Raw genomic sequence first — 16,325 nt, forward strand, 5'->3', positions numbered from 1 at the left:
TACGCCAAACCTTTTTGTAAGCTCAGCGAAACTTGTAGTGCTTCTTGTTCAAGACAGCAGCCACAGAATTGGTGTCTTCTGGAAAAAAACCGAGATTAAGCTCGGTGTTGCAATACTCCACCATGCCGCGCAAAGCACCCGCGGTGTTGATGCGACCTTTCGGGTTATAGATGGCGCTGCCGTTACCACCCACACGACGAATGTGACATTCGTTGCATTTATTTTCTGCAATCAGTTTTTCGCCGGCTTGCAAATCCGCATCTTTGAAAAGCGGGTGTTGTTGGGCATTCGCTAAGCCAGCCCCCATGAACAAAGCTAAAACTAAAAAAAATTTCATGCCAAATCTCCTCGTTACTTTTCTTCCAAGCAATCAGGCAGTAACACCTTGTAATGCCGCCCATGTTTATCGAGCGGCTCCATCACTCCTGCTCGAACCAAAGCGGTCACCTCGCGGCTGACGGTTTCAAGTTTCAAATCCATCATGGCCCCCATGTCGTCGCGTCCAAACAAGGTTGCCGTGCCATCCTCTGACACCTCATGCATTTTGCGAATGAAGTGCAATACACGTTGACGCGCACTTCCAAAGTTCAGCTCAGCCAGCCAATCGTCCGCCAGCTTCAATGCGCTTTGCCACTTCTCCATGAGCTTGCGATGCAAACGCGGACTATTTGCCCCCAATTGATGAATAACATCCAACGGAATACGGCACAACGAGACCTCACTCAGTGCCACAGCTTGGCTGTCGTAACGACCCGTGGCCAAAGCTTCAAGCCCAACCACATCACCAGGAAATAAAACACGCACCACGCGCTCTCGACCATCGGCCGTGACGCGCACCAGCTTGACGAGTCCCTTGCGCAAGGTGAAGACGCCTAATGCTTTGTCTGATTCGTCGTACAACGATTGACCCGACTGATAAACCAAGTCGTCAATCGGTGCGTGGATGAGGTTGAAGTCTTGCTCATTCAAATCAGCAAACAGCACCATGTCGCGAATACCGCAGTTGCGGCAATCCGAAGTGCCACGCCATGCAGATTCGGTTTTGATGGGAATCATGCGCCTGCCACCACGCGTCGAGCCACAGTCAACTGCTCATCCAAGTAAGCGCCGTAAAAATCGGGCAGGTATGCGCCCTTCAAACGTGTGGCCACTTCTCGCCCTTGTGCGCCAAAGAACAGTACCGTAGGAGCCAATTTAATGCCTTGCTTGCGTACCCACGCATCGTGTGTCAACGCCGTGCCATCAAAGTCAACTAACGCACGGTTATCACGCATATCAACTTGCACCACCTGCAAACCCGAAGCACGCAATGGTTGCAAATAGTTCTCGCGCACCACTTTGCAGAACGCACAACCCTGCAGGCTAACCATGACCACCAAGGGCTGCTTGACTCGAAGCGCTTGGTCAAGCGAAGTAGCCAAGGACTCCGTACTGGGCAATGTGATGGGCGCAGCAATGGTGGCCAAGGGGCCAGCACCCACCAAGCACAAAGTTAAGCCTTGTAGGGCTTGGCGTCGAGAGAAGCATGGAGCGTAGGTCACTTGGCTTCTTGCTCCATCAACAAATAGGTGTTGTAGGCGTTCATGCGGTTGGCTGATTTAAAAAGAGGCATTTTCTCGAACTTTGACCAATCTGTGCTGGCATAGCCGCTTTCGAACGGTTCCATGTCTTTGGCAGCACGTCCCATGGACTCACGCAAGTAGATCAGGTAGTCACGCGTGAGGGTCATGTCGGTCTTGGCATCGCTGGAGATGGGTCCGTGGCCTGGCACCACCCAGCGGGTGTCAAACTTGAGCAGGCTTTCCATGGCTTCGATCCAATGGCGGCTGTCTGCTTGGCCCACAAACGGGATGCGGTTGCGAAACACCAAATCGCCCGCGAACAGAACTTTTTGCTGGGGCATGTACACCACCAAATCTTCGGCCGTATGTGAGGGGCCCACAGGCTGGATGTCAAAGCGCACGCCACCCACGGTCAACGCTTTAGGGCCATGCAGCCACTCATCAGCAGGTACCAAGCGAGTTTTTTCATCCACCCACGGCCAGAGTTCTTGGCGTGAACTTTCCAAGCGCAAACGTGCCGTGTCGGATGTGAGGTACTCACGCGCAGCGCCATGCGCGACGATGTGCGCACCCAAATTTTTGAACTCTTGCAAACCGTAAATATGGTCTGCGTGGTAGTGCGTCAGAACCACGGTATGAATAGGTTTCTTAGTGACCTTGGCAATTTCAGCCAAGAGACGACGCGCCAATTCGGGCGAGCCCAACGCATCAATAACCACCACACCCGCAGGCGTGATGACGAATCCCGCGTTGGAGATGAAATTTTGATTGGCTGATGACCCCATCTCTGACACACCTTGCACGTAATAAACGTTAGGTACCACTTGCTTAGCTTGCATGATGGGTTTAGCTGTCCCATTGGGCTGAGATTTTTGCGCCTGGGCCGATTGACTAAAGCCCACACAACCCAATATCACGCTCAAAAAAATTTGAGGAATCAACAGCAGTTTCACAATCACTTCTCCAGATACGGCAAGCAGGTTTGTACTTGATATGTATCAAGTTTCAAGCAAGCCAGAGCACTTAGCATAGTGCAAATATAAGCGTAGACTAAATCATATGAATCTCACCGCTCTCAATGAAGCCTATGGCGAACCCTATGTCCTTGCCTTTGGTGGCTTGATCGTTGGCCTGTTGTTTGGCTTTTTCGCGCAACGCTCTAAATTTTGTTTACGTGCCGCCGTAATCGAGTTTTGGCATCGCCAATTTGGCGAAAAGCTTTCAGTGTGGTTGCTTACATTTTCAGCAGCTGTCATCGCTATTCAAGGTTTGATTGTTCTGGGAAGTTTGGATGTCAGCACCGCGCGCCAGTTGGCTTCGCGTGGCAGCATGTCAGGGGCCTTGGTGGGTGGCTTGTTGTTTGGCGCCGGCATGATCATGACGCGCGGCTGCGCCAGCCGCTTACTTATCTTGTCAGCCAACGGTAACTTGCGAGCTTTGCTGTCGGGTTTGATCTTTGCAGTCACCGCGCAATCGGCGCTGTCAGGCGCACTCTCACCTTTGCGCCAAGAAATCACCAACTTGTGGACAGTCGAAGGCGGCAGCAGCCGCGACCTACTGGCCATTTTGGGATGGAGCCACACCACTGGATTGATCGTGGGCGGCATTTGGCTCTGCGCGGCTTTGTACTTCACCACACGCACCACGCAGCGCGCTTGGATGTGGGTGGGCGGCATTGGCACGGGCTTAAGCGTCGCCTTGGCATGGTGGTTCTCGTACAGCGTGTCTAAAGCATCTTTCGAAGTGGTGCACATCCAAGGCATCACCTTCAGCGGCCCATCGGCCGAATGGCTCATGCGCGTGTTAGCCCCCAACCCACCCGCTATTGGCTTTGACTTTGGTCTGTTGCCTGGTGTGTTCTTAGGCTCTTTTTTTGCTGCATGGCTGGGCAAAGAGCTCAAGCTCGAAGGTTTCAAAGACGGCTATGCCATGCGCCGTTACATTGTGGGCGCTATCTTCATGGGATTTGGCGCCATGCTGGCAGGAGGCTGCGCTGTGGGCGCAGGTGTGACAGGCGGCGCCATTTTTGCGCTGACCGCATGGGTAGCCCTGATTGGTATGTGGCTTGGCGCAGGTTTGATCGACCGCTGGATGGATGCACCGCCTATCAGTGCTCCAACCTTGATGCAGCCTTAATTGAGACGTTTGATTCGAATTCTTACGTTATAGTTTTCAACGCACGGATACGCCATCACTGGGTTTACCCCGTGATGGCGTTTTGCCATTTTGTATATATTACCGATCACTGATTGATTTACTCCGTTCAACGAGGTCTCGATGAAAACAACATCTCCACTCGCGGTGCGTCTCCTGGCCACCACCATCCTGATGCTGGGTGTGAGCGCTACAGCTCACGCACAAGACAAAGCCACACAGCTGCACAACCGTGCGACAGCCGCCATGTGCGCCAACTGCCACGGCACTGATGGCCGAACCACCGAAGGTTCGGCCATTCCATCCTTGGTAGGCATGCCCAAAGATTACATGGTGTTGCAAATGAAAGCATTTAAAGACGGTAGCCGCCCAGCTACCGTGATGCACCAAATCACCAAGGGTTTGACCGATGCCCAAATCGACACCATCGCCAACTATTACGCCGCTACCAAGCGTTAATCAAGGATTCATCATGAAACGTCGCAGTTTTGTTCAAGCCTCATTGGCTCTTGGTTCTTTTGGCGCTCTTGGCAGCATGGTGGGTTGTGCTTCTGTTGGACGCGTGCCCGAAAAAGCACGCGTGGTTGTGGTGGGTGGCGGCTATGGTGGCGCAACAGCCGCCAAGTACGTGCGCATGCTGTCAGACTACAAGATTGACGTCACGCTGATCGAGCCTAACGGCGCGTTCGTGTCGTGCCCCATCTCCAACTTGGTGATTGGTGGCAGCAAGACCATGGCTGACATCACCACGCCATACGACAAACTCTCTGGCAAACACGGCGTCAACATCGTGCGCGATTACGTGGCCAGTGTGGACCCCGTCAAGAAAACCGTCACCTTGGCCAGCGGCCCCACCATTCGCTACGATAAGCTTGTCATGTCACCCGGCATCGACTTGATGTTCAACACCATCGAAGGCCTGAAAGAAGCCAGCGCATCCGGCCAAATTTTGCAAGCATGGAAAGGCGGCCCAGAAACCTTGGCCCTACGCAAACAACTCGAAGCCATGGATGACGGTGGTGTCTACGCCATCACTATTCCAGAAGCGCCCTACCGCTGCCCTCCTGGCCCGTACGAGCGTGCCAGCCAAGTGGCGCATTATTTCAAGCAGCACAAGCCCAAATCCAAAGTGCTGATCTTGGATGCCAACCAAGACGTCACATCCAAAGGTCCGTTGTTCAAAAAGTTCTGGGCTGACAACTACAAAGGTATCTTGGAATACATGCCACAGCACAAAGTGGTGGCGGTGGACGCCAAGACCAACACATTGAAGTTTGATGTGCAAAACGATGTGAAGGCCAACGTTCTCAACGTGTTGCCTGCTATGCGTGCCGGTGGCATTGCGGTGCAATCGAACTTGGCCAACGTGAACGCACGTTGGTGCGGCGTGCACTACCAAACCTTTGAGTCCACACAAGCCAAAGACATTCACGTCATTGGTGACTCCATCATGCTGGCCCCACTCATGCCGAAGTCTGGCCACATGGCCAACTCGCATGGCAAAGTAACTGCCGCAGCCATCGTGGCGCAGTTGTCAGACATGCCAGTCAATCCATCACCGTTCCTCAGCAACACTTGCTACAGCTTTGTGAATGACAAGTTGGTGGTTCACGTGGCCTCTGTCCATCAGTACGATGACAAAGACAAGACCTACAAAACCGTGCCAGGTTCTGGCGGCGTGTCCTCTGCCCCCAACGAACTGGAAGGCATCTACGCATGGAACTGGGCTCAAAACATTTGGGCTGATAGCTTGATGTGAGAATGGTCCAAATGAATATTCTCAAACACATCTCTCACACCTTGGCTGCCTTGATGCTGGCATTGAGCTTTGGCTCGGCGCAAGCGCAAGACATCAAGGTGGTCTACCACGTCAACACGGGTGTAGATACAGCCGCAGCCATCTTGGGCAATGTGCGCAATCACTTGAATGCAGACCCCACAACCAAAATCACCGTGGTGACACACGGGCCTGGCATTGACTTCTTGCTAGATGGCGCCAAAGACAACAAGGGCCGTGAATTCAGCGGCATGGTGTCTGACCTCGCAGGAAAAGGCGTGCAGTTTCGCGTGTGCAACAACACGCTAACCTCGCGCAACATCGATGCCAACAAAGTTTCGATGGATGCCAAGATCGTTCCGTCAGGCGTGGCAGAGGTGGCGCGCTTGCAAGCCAAAGAAGGTCACGTATACCTAAAGCCTTGAAACTTGATTTCTCGAATACCAAAGGGCCGAAACAGCGGCCCTTTTCTATTCCTGCATTGATATCAAACGTGTTCGATATCGCTGTCTATCGCAATCTGCGTACATACCGCACGGCAGAGGGTTACTACACGTTCGTTGATGATGCGGTAATAAATTTGAACGCCTTCGCGGCGACGACCTAAAATTTTGGCTTTAAACAAGGTGTTCAGGTGCTGCGACATATTGGGCTGCGTAGTGTTAATTTCATCGAGCAACTGACCAACGTTTTTTTCTTCACTGCAGAGGCAGTTAATAATTTTCAAACGCATCGGTGCAGACATGACACGGAAAGTTTCAGCCGCCAAATCAAACATTAAATCCATATCCACAGATTTAGCTATCGCTTTCTTAGACACTTTTGCCGGCGCAGCTGCAGCTGGCATTTTTTTAACCGCAGCTTTTTTTGCAGCCAAAGGTTTAGGCACGGCTTTTACTTTGACGGCCGATATAGGTGTTTTTTTAGTTGCCATAAGATTTAAAGCATATCACTTGCACAAATTGATTACTGTCGCTTGCAGATCTTGCGCCCATTCGCGTCGGTTGCGCCCTTCGGCGTATTGCTTGTCACCATAGCGCACCTGCGCCAACAACGGCGGTGCACACAGCGTGCGCCACAACGAACTGATCAAGGTGTCGTCATCGCGGTAGCACGGAGCGAGACTCACCTCTTGGGTCATAGCGTCGAAGAACTGCAAAGCAATGGGTTGAATGGGTGCCTCTGCGGAAATAGCCGCTTGCAACAAATTGGCGTGGAATGGCAGCACTGTGATGCCATCACCCGTCCCCCCTTCAGGAAACACCGCCAACACTTGGCCTTGGCGCAACGCCTCTGCCATTTGGTGCACCACACGCATGGCGTCGTTGCGCGAGCCGCGCTCAATGTAAAGCGAGCCGCCTCCCGTGGTGAGCACGCCCACCAAAGGCCAGCTGCGTATTTCAGACTTGGCCACAAAGCGGCAGTGACACGCCGCATGCATGACCAAGATGTCGAGCCACGAAATATGGTTGGCCGCCATCAACACCGGCCCTGGCGCAGGATGGCCTTTGACGCGCACTTCAATACCAATGATGGCCAGCATGCCACGGGCCCACACCTCGACATAGCGAGCCTGTTGCTCGTCGTTGAGTTTGGGGAAGATGGTGCGAATCGTCCAGTAGCCACGCAAGACCTGCGCGATGACGCGCAGAAACTTAGCGATGGCGCGCAAGCTGCGCATCAATCGGCTTGGTAAGCCACGTGCCCAGCCACCAGCGTGGTTTTGACGCGTGCGGGCAAAGACATGCCCGTCATGTCAAACGCAAACGGTGTGTGCTTGCCTTGGCTGTGCAGTGCATTGGGTGTGACGTGCCATTCAACCGTTGGGTCAAACACCACGATATCGGCCACGCCGCCCACATGCAACTGGCCCAAGCTGTTGCTTTGGCCTTGCACGTTGCCCAACACTTTGGCGGGCTGTGCGGTCAGCACATCGAGCGCACGCAGCACGCTCACCTTGCTGTCTTGCGCCCACTTGAGTGAAAGGCTGAGCAACAGTTCTAAGCCTGTTGCGCCTGATTCAGCTTCGGCGAATGGCAAGGCCTTGCCATCGTTGTCGACAGGCGTATGGTCTGACACCAAAGCGTCGAGCGTGCCATCGGCCAATGCGGCACGCAAAGCATCGCGGTCGCGTTGTTGGCGCAACACGGGGGTCACTCGGGCGCGGCTGTCGAAGTAACCAATGTCATGGTCGCTCAGGTGCAGAGAGTTGATGCTCACGTCAGCCGTCACAGCCAAGCCTTCTTTTTTAGCGGCACGTACCAGCTCGACGCCTTCAGCGCTGGAGATGCGGCACAGATGCACGCGGGCTTTGGTGCTGCGCATCAAAGCGAAGATGGTGTGCAAGGCAATGGTCTCTGCGGCCACAGGAACGCCGCCCAAACCCAAACGGGTGGCGAGTGGGCCGCTAGCTGCGACGCCTTTACCCAAATGAACTTCTTGCGGGCGCAGCCACACGGTGTAACCAAAGGTAGCTGCGTATTGCAAAGCGCGTTGCAACACTTGCGTGTTTTCTAGCGGCACTTCAGCTTGGCTGAAACCCACGCAGCCTGCATCGGTGAGGTCTGACATTTCGGTCAGCACTTCGCCCTTCAAACCACGGGTGAGTGCACCCAGTGGGAACACGCGTGCGCGGTGCAGTTTTTCTGCTCGGAACTTGAGCATTTCAATCAAGCCTGGCTCGTCTAACACGGGGTCGGTGTCGGGTGGGCACACAAGGCTGGTCACACCACCGGCCACAGCAGCCATGAGCTCGGAGGCCAGCATGCCTTCGTGTTCGTAGCCAGGCTCGCGCAAGCGCACTTGCAAGTCGACCAAGCCAGGGGCGACGATACAGCCTTTGGCGTCGATGGTTTTTTCAGCTTTGAAGTTGGCGGGCAACTTCTCGCCTGCTTTAGCAATGGCCACGATGTGGCCGTCAGCAACCGCCACATCGGCAGTGTGGTCAAAGCCAGAGGCTGGGTCGATGACGCGACCGTTTTGAATCAGGATGTTCATGCTTCATTCCCCGCCACGATGGACATCACGGCCATACGCACAGCAATACCAAACGTCACCTGCGACAAGATGACACTTTGTGGCCCATCGACCACGGCAGAGTCAATCTCCACACCTCGGTTGATGGGGCCAGGGTGCATCACGATGGCGTCGGGTTTGGCCAATTGCAACTTCTCTTGCGTGAGGCCAAACGATTTGAAATATTCTTGGCTCGATGGCAACAACGCACCGCTCATGCGTTCGTTTTGCAAGCGCAGCATGATGATCACGTCGCAGCCTTTGATGCCTTCTTCGAGGTTGTTGAACACCCGCACACCCATGGCGGACAAGTCGCTGGGCACCAAGGTCTTGGGGCCGACCACGCGCACTTCGGCGCAGCCAAGTGTGGTGAGCGCGTGAATGTCAGAGCGCGCCACACGTGAGTGCAACACGTCGCCCACAATGGCCACGGTGAGATTGGTGAAATCTTTTTTGTAATGACGGATGGTGTACATGTCCAGCAAACCCTGTGTGGGGTGTGCGTGACGGCCGTCACCAGCGTTGACCACGTGCACATGCGGCGCGACGTGTTCAGCAATGAGGTAAGGCGCACCCGACTCGCTGTGGCGCACCACAAAAATGTCGGCGGCCATCGCGCTGAGGTTGGCGATGGTGTCGAGCAGCGACTCTCCCTTGGCGGCCGATGAACGCGCGATGTCAAGGTTGAATACATCAGCCGACAAACGCGTGGCGGCAATCTCGAACGTGGTGCGTGTGCGTGTGCTGTTTTCGAAGAATAGGTTGAACACGCTTTTGCCGCGCAAGAGTGGCACCTTCTTCACTTCGCGGTCGTTGACCGAGACGAAGTTGGCTGCGGTGTCGAGGATGTGCGTCAAGATATTTCGCGACAAACCTTCGGTGGAGAGCAGGTGAATCAGCTCGCCGTTTTTGTTGAGTTGGGGGTTGCGTTTGTAGAGCATAGGAGTTCTTGTGATCAGCCCTTCACTGAGAAATTAAATTGGCCGTTGTCGTCTTTGGTCAGCGCCAGCGATTGGGTAGCGGGCAGTGCCACACGCGCTGCGGCGTAGTCGGCCTGAATGGGCAGCTCGCGGCCGCCACGGTCAACCAACACGGCCAGCTGCACATGCGCAGGACGGCCGTAGTCAAACAACTCATTGAGCACGGCGCGAATGGTGCGGCCGGTGTAGAGCACATCATCGAGCACGATGAGGTGTGCGCCGTTCACTTCAAACGGCAGCTTGGTTTGGCCGCCATCGGCCAAACCGCGTTGTGCAAAGTCGTCGCGGTGCATGGCTGACGAAATGCTGCCGGCTTCACCTTCAAGATTCAAATCTTTTTGCAAACGTGCTGCCAACCAAGCACCACCCGAGGTGATGCCCACCAAACGTGTGGTGGGCGTGAGCATGCTGCGCACGCCTTTGAGCAGCTCGGTGTACAAGCTCTCTGCGTCCAGCATGAGGTTTCCGTGGGTACTCATAAGTTCTCTCGAAAAAATTGATTGAGGATGATGCAAGCCGATGCAGCGTCTGCATCTTTGGCACCTTGGCTGTGCGCTTCTGTGGTGCTGTAACGCTCGTCCACTTCAAACACAGGCAGGTTGAAACGCCCATTGAGTTGGCGTGCAAATTTTTTGGCCTTGGCCGTGTTCTCGTGCGCCGCACCGTCTGGGTGATACGGCACGCCTACTACCAGTGCGTCTGGCTGCCACTCGGCAATGCGTTTGGTGATAAGAGCCCAACGGGCATCGCCTTCAGCATTGACCGTGGCTTGAGGCTGGGCTTCGCGCAGCATGCGGCTGCCGTAGGCCACGCCGGTACGTTTGACGCCGAAGTCAAACGCAAGAAAGGATTGAAAGTGGGCTGGCACCGCTGGCTTTGGCGCAGATGCCAAAGGCGCTGCAGTTTGTGTGGTCACATCCAACGCTGCGCTCATGAGTGCCCCACTTCGTTGGACAGCATCCAAGGCTCTAAGCCCAACAACTTCATGGCTCGCGCGTAACGCTGTTCCACTGGCGTGTCAAAAATCACCGCCATGTCTGCGCCAACGGTCAGCCAACTGTTTTCAGCCAGCTCCGACTCCAACTGGCCTTCACCCCAAGCCGAGTAGCCCAAAGAGATCAACACACGCTTGGGGCCAGCGCCCATCGACAGCGCTTCGAGCACGTCTTTGGAGGTGGTCATTTCCAAACCACCGGGGATGGTCATGGTGGAGGCGTAGACGGTGTCTTTGTCGCTCACGGCGCTGAGGGCCGCAGCTTCTTCGGCAACTTCGGTGGCGGCTTCGGCAGCGGCTTGATGTGCCTCTTGTTGCGCAGCATCTGCTGCGTTGACCGGTGGCGTCACCGCTACAGCCTCGCCGATATGCTGCGCCTCATGGCTCCACAGCGCATCGTGCAACACAAAGCCGCGTTCAGTATGTACGGGGCCACCTTGCAGCACAGGGGCGTTCATCAGGTCTTGGCGGTGCAGGGGCAGCTCGACTTTTTCGAACAAGCCTTCCATCGACAACTCGCTGGGTTTGTTGATGACCAGCCCCATCGCACCGCGTTCGCTGTGCTCGCACACATAGACCACGCTTTTAGCAAAAAGCTCGTCCTCCAAACTGGGCATTGCAATCAAAAAATGATGCGTCAGGTTGATGGAGGCAGAATCAGCGGTCATGCAGCAATTTTAAAGGGTGAACATGCCTAGCCAGTCGTCTAAATCTACACACCACTTGCCCCACGTGGACAAAGGGCTGATGTGGTTCCGCCGCGACCTACGCGCGTTCGACAACGCAGCGCTGTTTCAAGCGCTCAAAAGCTGCAAGCAAGTGCACTGCGTGTTCGTGTTTGACAAAGCTATTTTGGACAGCCTGCCGCGCGCGGACCGACGTGTGGAGTTCATCCGCGAATCGCTGGCCGCGCTGGACGCTGAGCTGCACGCCGTAGCAGGCCAAGCTGGTGCGGGCCTGATCGTGCGACACGCGGTGGCCTCAACAGAAGTGCCACGCCTCGCACACGAGCTGGGCGTGCAAGAGGTGTTTGCCAACCACGACGACGAGCCAGACGCGCTTGCCCGCGACGCCCAAGTGCGTGGCGGCTTAGCCAACTTTGGTATTGGTTTTCAAACCTTCAAAGACCATGTGATTTTTGAGCGCAGCGAGGTGTTGACCCAAATGGGCAAGCCCTACGGCGTGTTCACGCCCTACAAAAATGCATGGCTGCAAAAGGTGAACGACTACTATTTGAAGTCCTACCCCGTGGGCAAATACATCAAAGCCTTGGCCGCACGGCCCAAGGCCTACCAAGTGCCGGTCCCCACATTGGCCGACATTGGCTTTGAGCCCACCAACCTCAGCAGCCTGCACGTGCCAACAGGCAGTCCCGGCGGCTTGGCCTTGTTTGAAGATTTCTTCGACCGCATGGACAAGTACGACGAAACCCGCAATTTCCCCGCCATCAAAGGCCCCAGCTACTTGGGCGTGCATTTGCGCTTTGGCACGGTGTCGATTCGCCAACTGGCATCGACCGCGTACAAGCGCATGTTGGTGGGCTCGGCAGGTGCAGAGGTGTGGCTGTCTGAGCTGGTTTGGCGCGATTTTTATCACCAAATCTTGCACCACCACCCGCGTGTGGTGACGGGAGCTTTCAAGCCCGAATACAACGACATCAAATGGGATCACCACAAGCATGCCAAAGAGCTGTTTGCCGCGTGGTGCGAAGGCCGCACCGGCTATCCGTTGGTCGATGCCGCCATGGCGCAAATCAACCAAACTGGCTATATGCACAACCGCCTGCGCATGGTGGTGGCCAGCTTTTTAACCAAAGACCTTGGCATCGATTGGCGCTGGGGTGAGCGCTATTTTGCGGAGCACCTCAACGACTTTGACCTTGCCGCCAACAACGGCGGCTGGCAGTGGGCCAGCTCTAGCGGCTGCGATGCGCAGCCCTACTTTCGCATCTTCAACCCCACCAACCAAAGCGAGAAGTTTGACCCCGAAGGCAAGTTCATTCGCCGTTATGTGCCTGCACTTGCCAAGCTCAGCAACAAAGCCATTCACGCACCGTGGCTGGCCAAGCCTTTGGAATTAGAAGAAGCGGGTTTGGTGCTGGGGCGCGATTACCCAAGGCCCATCGTCGACCACGCCGAGGCACGTGCGCACACGCTGGAACGCTATGCGGTGGTGAAGAAAGTGAAGTAACGAGAGGCAGCAGGCGATCAAATGCTATTCACCACGACAGCGCGTAAGCGCTGTCAATCGCCTTAGTAGCAGTAAATCAAAGGCTATTCGCCTTTGAGGGCCGCCAACACTTGCGGCTGCGCATCGCGCAGGCTGCCCACCGCAAAGTGCTGCAGCAAGCGGCTCACCTCTTGGGCACCGCTCAGGCTGGTTTTGATGTCGTCCGCCACACGTTTGGCGCGAAGGCGAGCCAACTGAACGGCCAATGAATCAGCCACTTGTTGAACCGCAGTTAGCTGCACATCTTGCGCGAGCTGCGCCATGCTTTGCACGTCCAGCTGGGCTTCTGTTGGCAAGTCAGACTCTGGCGACTCAGACCAGTCATTCAAGATACTCACCAAGCGCTGCGAAATCACATCAGCCTGCTCTAAAAACAGCAGATGGTTGATGACTTGCAGGCTGTCTTCCACAGGTTTGTGGTGCTCATTGAACTGCTCGCGCAACTGCAAACCGCTCAGCACCTGCGAGGCCGCGCTGGCCTCAGACTCTTCAATGCTGCGATTGGGAGCCAATCGCATGCCTTCAAAAAAATGGGTGGCCAGCGCCCAAAAGGTGCGCCAGCCAGCAATGGTTTCCGCATCGAGCTGGCGTTGACATAACAGCTCTAGCTCACGCGCCGCATGCAAATCCACTGCGGGACGATGGCGCAGCAAGGCCAACACATGGCTTTCAAACTGCGCGCGTACTTCCATGGCGATTAAATTTGCACCATTTCAAAGTCTTCTTTGCGTGCGCCGCACTCGGGACAGGTCCAGTTCATGGGCACATCGGCCCACGCAGTGCCAGCGGCAATGCCATGTTCAGGCGCGCCAGCCTCTTCGTCGTAAATCCATCCACAAATCAGACACATCCAGGTATTAGCCACAGTATTTCTTTCGTCAACGCATAGAATGAAATGCATTGTATCGACCCCACCCATGGCGCCAGAAAATACCCCCCTTCCCACCGAAATTGCCCTGTCTGATGAGACAGGCGGCGCGCCACCGTGCGTGCTGGTGTTCAACGCCAACGACCCCAGCGGTGCAGGCGGCTTGTCCGCCGACGTGTTGGCGGCAGCCTCGGTCGGTGCGCACGCCCTACCCGTGGTGACGGGCGCCTACATGCGCGATACCGCTGAAATTTTTGACCACATCGCGTTTGATGAAGACGCAGTCGCCGAACAAGCCCGCAGCGTGCTGGAAGACGTGAGTGTGCAAATCATCAAAGTGGGTTTTTGCGGCGACCCCGAAAACCTCAGCATCATTGCCGAGATCAGCACCGACTATGCCGACGTGCCCGTCATTGCCTACATGCCCAACCTGTCGTGGTGGGAAGACGAAAAGATTGACGCGTACTTAGACGCTTTTCGTGAACTGATATTGCCGCAAACCACCGTACTGGTCGGCAACCACAACACGCTGTGGCGCTGGTTGTTGCCCGAGTGGAGCAACGAGAAAAGCCCCAGTCCACGCGACATCGCACGCGCTGCCGCCGAAGTGGGCGTGCCTTATGTGCTGGTGACGGGCATCAACCACCCAGACCAACACATTGAAAACGCTTTGGCCACTGCGCACACGGTGATGGTGAGCGAACGCTATGAACGCTTTGACGCCGTGTTTGCCGGAGCTGGCGACACGCTGAGCATCACGCTGGCAGCTGTGCTGGCCGCAGGCACCGACCTTGAGCTGGCCACACGTGAAGCGTTGAATTACCTTGACCAAAGCCTCAACAACGGCTTTCGGCCTGGCATGGGCCACATCGTGCCCGACCGCATGTTTTGGGCCGAAGAAGATGAAGAAGGCGACGCAGGCGAAGACACTGACGGCCTGCCGGCCACTGCAGAAGACTTCTCGCTACCGCGCCACGAAACCAAACATTGATAGTTAGAAAACCATGACCGATTTGAACCAAACCCTGTTTGACCGCGCTGCCCAAGTCATCCCCGGTGGCGTGAACTCGCCCGTGCGTGCGTTTCGTGCTGTGGGCGGCACGCCCCGCTTTGTACAACGCGCCCAAGGCGCTTACTTTTGGGATGCCAATAGCCAAAAGTACATCGACTACATCGGCTCTTGGGGCCCCATGATCTTGGGCCACGGCAACCCAGTAGTGCTGGAGGCTGTGCAAAAAGCAGCCTTGGATGGCTTCTCATTCGGCGCGCCCACCGAGCGCGAGATTGAGCTGGCCGAAGAGATTTTGAAACACGTGCCCTCCATGGAAATGGTGCGCTTGGTCAGCTCAGGCACTGAAGCCGGCATGAGCGCTTTGCGCTTGGCACGCGGTGCGACAGGCCGCAGCAAATTCATCAAGTTTGAAGGCTGCTACCACGGCCACTGCGACGCGTTGCTGGTCAAAGCAGGCTCGGGCCTTGCCACCTTTGGCAACCCCACCAGCGCAGGCGTGCCGCCTGAAGTGGTGCGTGACACCTTGGTGCTCGAGTACAACAACATCGCCCAACTCGAAGAAGCTTTTGCGCTGCACGGCAAAGAACTCGCGTGCGTGATGATTGAACCGATCGCAGGCAATATGAACTTTGTGCGTGCGAGCGTGCCATTCATGAAACGCTGCCGCGAGCTATGCACCGAATACGGCGCACTGTTTGTGTTTGACGAAGTCATGACCGGTTTCCGTGTGGCACTAGGCAGCGCACAAAGCGTGTACGCCAAACTCATTCCCGGCTTCAAGCCTGACGTGACCGTACTGGGCAAAGTCATTGGCGGCGGCATGCCGTTGGCAGCGTTTGGCGGCCCACGCGCCATCATGCAGCAACTCGCGCCCACTGGCCCTGTGTACCAAGCAGGCACCCTTAGCGGTAACCCTGTGGCCACAGCTTGCGGCTTAGCCACTTTGCGTGAAATTGCCAAGCCTGGTTTCTTTGATGCATTGGGTGCACGCACACAAAGCTTGGTCGACGGACTCACCGCAGCAGCCGCCAAGGCAGGTGTGCCTTTCAGCGCTGATTGCCAAGGCGGCATGTTTGGCTTCTTCTTATTGCCCGAGCTGCCACAAAACTATGCCAAGGTCATGACCAGCGACAGTCCTAAGTTCAACAAGCTCTTTCATGGTTTGCTCGACCGTGGTGTCTACATCGCGCCTGCGTTGTACGAAGCAGGCTTTGTCAGCGCCGCACACACCGATGCCGACATTGCTCAAACTGTGGCTGCTGCCGCAGACGTATTTGCACAACTATGAAAAAACTTTTTTTAGCCTTGTGTGTGATTGCCGCAACGCCCGCTGCTTTTGCAGCGTTTTGGGTGAACCCCGGTTTTTACTCGTACCACTTTGACACAGATAAAAATCTGAACAACCACAACGGCGGCTTTGGCGTTGAAGCCAGCATCACAGACACCTATTCGTTGACTGCCGGTGTGTTTCAAAACAGCGACCGCACCACCTCTCACTATGTGGGTGCGTATGTCATGCCCTTCAGAGCTGGCCCCGTCAAACTCGGCGCGGCCGTTGGCGCTTTCAATGGTTACCCACAAATGCACGAGGGTGGTTGGTTTCCAGCAGCCGTTCCCACATTGGCATTCGAGGGCCGCAGCTTGGGCTTGAATGTTGGTTTCGTTCCCAAAATTGGCGACCGTGTGCACAGCGCCATCAGCTTTCAACTCAAATACAACGTCGCGCCTTAACGC

The 16,325-nt window shown here is 55.6% G+C and carries 21 protein-coding genes; 8 read left to right on the forward strand and 13 right to left on the reverse strand.

Translation table 11 applies throughout. The features are described 5' to 3' along the window. Positions 1-22: 22 nt before the first annotated feature. Genes B9Z35_RS07790 through B9Z35_RS07805 form a run of 4 tightly spaced genes read right to left on the reverse strand, consistent with a single transcriptional unit; the run spans position 23 to position 2,473 of the window. Positions 23-337 carry a hypothetical protein gene (locus B9Z35_RS07790; protein ID WP_108283133.1) on the reverse strand — a complete coding sequence of 105 codons (315 nt, stop codon included), beginning with the start codon at positions 335-337 and terminating at the stop codon, positions 23-25. 14 nt (positions 338-351) lie between these two features. Continuing rightward, entirely contained in the window at positions 352-1,056 is a 705-nt protein-coding gene (locus B9Z35_RS07795; RefSeq protein WP_108283134.1) for a Crp/Fnr family transcriptional regulator, read from the reverse strand. Beyond that, complete coding sequence (locus B9Z35_RS07800) at positions 1,053-1,541, reverse strand: thioredoxin fold domain-containing protein (RefSeq protein ID WP_108283135.1); 489 nt, start codon at positions 1,539-1,541, stop codon at positions 1,053-1,055. Before B9Z35_RS07800 ends, B9Z35_RS07795 begins: the two co-directional genes overlap by 4 nt. After that, positions 1,538-2,473, reverse strand: coding sequence for an MBL fold metallo-hydrolase (locus B9Z35_RS07805; RefSeq protein ID WP_370444122.1), 936 nt, complete (start codon positions 2,471-2,473; stop codon positions 1,538-1,540). The genes B9Z35_RS07800 and B9Z35_RS07805 overlap by 4 nt, the downstream gene beginning before the upstream one ends. A gap of 148 nt (positions 2,474-2,621) precedes the next feature. Between B9Z35_RS07805 and B9Z35_RS07810 the strand changes: the two genes are divergently transcribed. The 4 genes from B9Z35_RS07810 (at position 2,622) to B9Z35_RS07825 (ending at position 5,918) form a co-directional block, all read left to right on the forward strand. Continuing rightward, on the forward strand, positions 2,622-3,698 hold the full coding sequence (locus B9Z35_RS07810; RefSeq protein ID WP_108283136.1) for a YeeE/YedE family protein: 1,077 nt from the start codon (positions 2,622-2,624) through the stop codon (positions 3,696-3,698). A 141-nt stretch (positions 3,699-3,839) separates the two neighbouring features. Next, positions 3,840-4,175 (forward strand): c-type cytochrome, encoded by a 336-nt coding sequence (locus B9Z35_RS07815; protein ID WP_108283137.1) that lies wholly within the window; start codon positions 3,840-3,842, stop codon positions 4,173-4,175. A 13-nt stretch (positions 4,176-4,188) separates the two neighbouring features. Next, positions 4,189-5,475, forward strand: coding sequence for an NAD(P)/FAD-dependent oxidoreductase (locus B9Z35_RS07820; RefSeq protein ID WP_108283138.1), 1,287 nt, complete (start codon positions 4,189-4,191; stop codon positions 5,473-5,475). A gap of 11 nt (positions 5,476-5,486) precedes the next feature. Continuing rightward, the gene (locus B9Z35_RS07825) at positions 5,487-5,918 is read left to right on the forward strand and encodes a DsrE family protein (RefSeq protein ID WP_370444117.1); all 432 of its coding nucleotides are present in this window, start codon (positions 5,487-5,489) and stop codon (positions 5,916-5,918) included. A 62-nt stretch (positions 5,919-5,980) separates the two neighbouring features. Here B9Z35_RS07825 and B9Z35_RS07830 read toward each other — a convergent pair whose 3' ends face one another. The 7 genes from B9Z35_RS07830 to B9Z35_RS07860 all read right to left on the reverse strand — a co-directional run bounded on the left by B9Z35_RS07830 (position 5,981) and on the right by B9Z35_RS07860 (position 11,150). Next, positions 5,981-6,280, reverse strand: coding sequence for a metalloregulator ArsR/SmtB family transcription factor (locus B9Z35_RS07830; protein WP_108283508.1), 300 nt, complete (start codon positions 6,278-6,280; stop codon positions 5,981-5,983). A 162-nt stretch (positions 6,281-6,442) separates the two neighbouring features. Further along, entirely contained in the window at positions 6,443-7,174 is a 732-nt protein-coding gene (locus B9Z35_RS07835) for a 1-acyl-sn-glycerol-3-phosphate acyltransferase (protein WP_108283139.1), read from the reverse strand. Then, positions 7,174-8,490, reverse strand: coding sequence for a dihydroorotase (locus B9Z35_RS07840; protein WP_108283140.1), 1,317 nt, complete (start codon positions 8,488-8,490; stop codon positions 7,174-7,176). The genes B9Z35_RS07835 and B9Z35_RS07840 overlap by 1 nt, the downstream gene beginning before the upstream one ends. After that, entirely contained in the window at positions 8,487-9,449 is a 963-nt protein-coding gene (locus B9Z35_RS07845; RefSeq protein ID WP_108283141.1) for an aspartate carbamoyltransferase catalytic subunit, read from the reverse strand. The genes B9Z35_RS07840 and B9Z35_RS07845 overlap by 4 nt, the downstream gene beginning before the upstream one ends. 14 nt (positions 9,450-9,463) lie before the next feature. After that, the gene (pyrR, locus tag B9Z35_RS07850; RefSeq protein ID WP_108283142.1) at positions 9,464-9,967 is read right to left on the reverse strand and encodes a bifunctional pyr operon transcriptional regulator/uracil phosphoribosyltransferase PyrR; all 504 of its coding nucleotides are present in this window, start codon (positions 9,965-9,967) and stop codon (positions 9,464-9,466) included. Next, a complete protein-coding gene (gene ruvX / locus B9Z35_RS07855) occupies positions 9,964-10,422 on the reverse strand; it encodes a Holliday junction resolvase RuvX (RefSeq protein WP_108283143.1) in 459 nt (152 codons plus the stop codon). Before ruvX ends, pyrR begins: the two co-directional genes overlap by 4 nt. After that, on the reverse strand, positions 10,419-11,150 hold the full coding sequence (locus B9Z35_RS07860; RefSeq protein WP_108283144.1) for a YqgE/AlgH family protein: 732 nt from the start codon (positions 11,148-11,150) through the stop codon (positions 10,419-10,421). The genes ruvX and B9Z35_RS07860 overlap by 4 nt, the downstream gene beginning before the upstream one ends. A 22-nt stretch (positions 11,151-11,172) precedes the next feature. Between B9Z35_RS07860 and B9Z35_RS07865 the strand changes: the two genes are divergently transcribed. Next, positions 11,173-12,672, forward strand: coding sequence for a deoxyribodipyrimidine photo-lyase (locus B9Z35_RS07865; protein WP_108283145.1), 1,500 nt, complete (start codon positions 11,173-11,175; stop codon positions 12,670-12,672). An 83-nt stretch (positions 12,673-12,755) separates the two neighbouring features. On the opposite strand, the gene B9Z35_RS07870 is transcribed toward B9Z35_RS07865, so the two are convergent. Then, positions 12,756-13,403 carry a hypothetical protein gene (locus B9Z35_RS07870; protein ID WP_108283146.1) on the reverse strand — a complete coding sequence of 216 codons (648 nt, stop codon included), beginning with the start codon at positions 13,401-13,403 and terminating at the stop codon, positions 12,756-12,758. Positions 13,404-13,408: 5 nt separating this feature from the next. Then, positions 13,409-13,612, reverse strand: coding sequence for a rubredoxin (locus B9Z35_RS07875; protein WP_108283147.1), 204 nt, complete (start codon positions 13,610-13,612; stop codon positions 13,409-13,411). A gap of 16 nt (positions 13,613-13,628) precedes the next feature. Here B9Z35_RS07875 and B9Z35_RS07880 point away from each other — a divergent pair, with 16 nt between their 5' ends. Genes B9Z35_RS07880 through B9Z35_RS07890 form a run of 3 tightly spaced genes read left to right on the forward strand, consistent with a single transcriptional unit; the run spans position 13,629 to position 16,322 of the window. After that, entirely contained in the window at positions 13,629-14,570 is a 942-nt protein-coding gene (locus tag B9Z35_RS07880; RefSeq protein WP_108283148.1) for a bifunctional hydroxymethylpyrimidine kinase/phosphomethylpyrimidine kinase, read from the forward strand. Positions 14,571-14,583: 13 nt separating this feature from the next. Continuing rightward, a complete protein-coding gene (hemL, locus tag B9Z35_RS07885; RefSeq protein WP_108283149.1) occupies positions 14,584-15,879 on the forward strand; it encodes a glutamate-1-semialdehyde 2,1-aminomutase in 1,296 nt (431 codons plus the stop codon). Continuing rightward, positions 15,876-16,322, forward strand: a complete 447-nt coding sequence (locus B9Z35_RS07890) for a hypothetical protein (protein ID WP_108283150.1) — start codon at positions 15,876-15,878, stop codon at positions 16,320-16,322. Before hemL ends, B9Z35_RS07890 begins: the two co-directional genes overlap by 4 nt. The last annotated feature ends 3 nt before the right edge of the window (positions 16,323-16,325 follow it).

Origin of the sequence: Limnohabitans sp. Jir61, from assembly GCF_003063545.1 — a bacterium.
In the GTDB taxonomy this organism is placed as follows: domain Bacteria; phylum Pseudomonadota; class Gammaproteobacteria; order Burkholderiales; family Burkholderiaceae_C; genus Limnohabitans.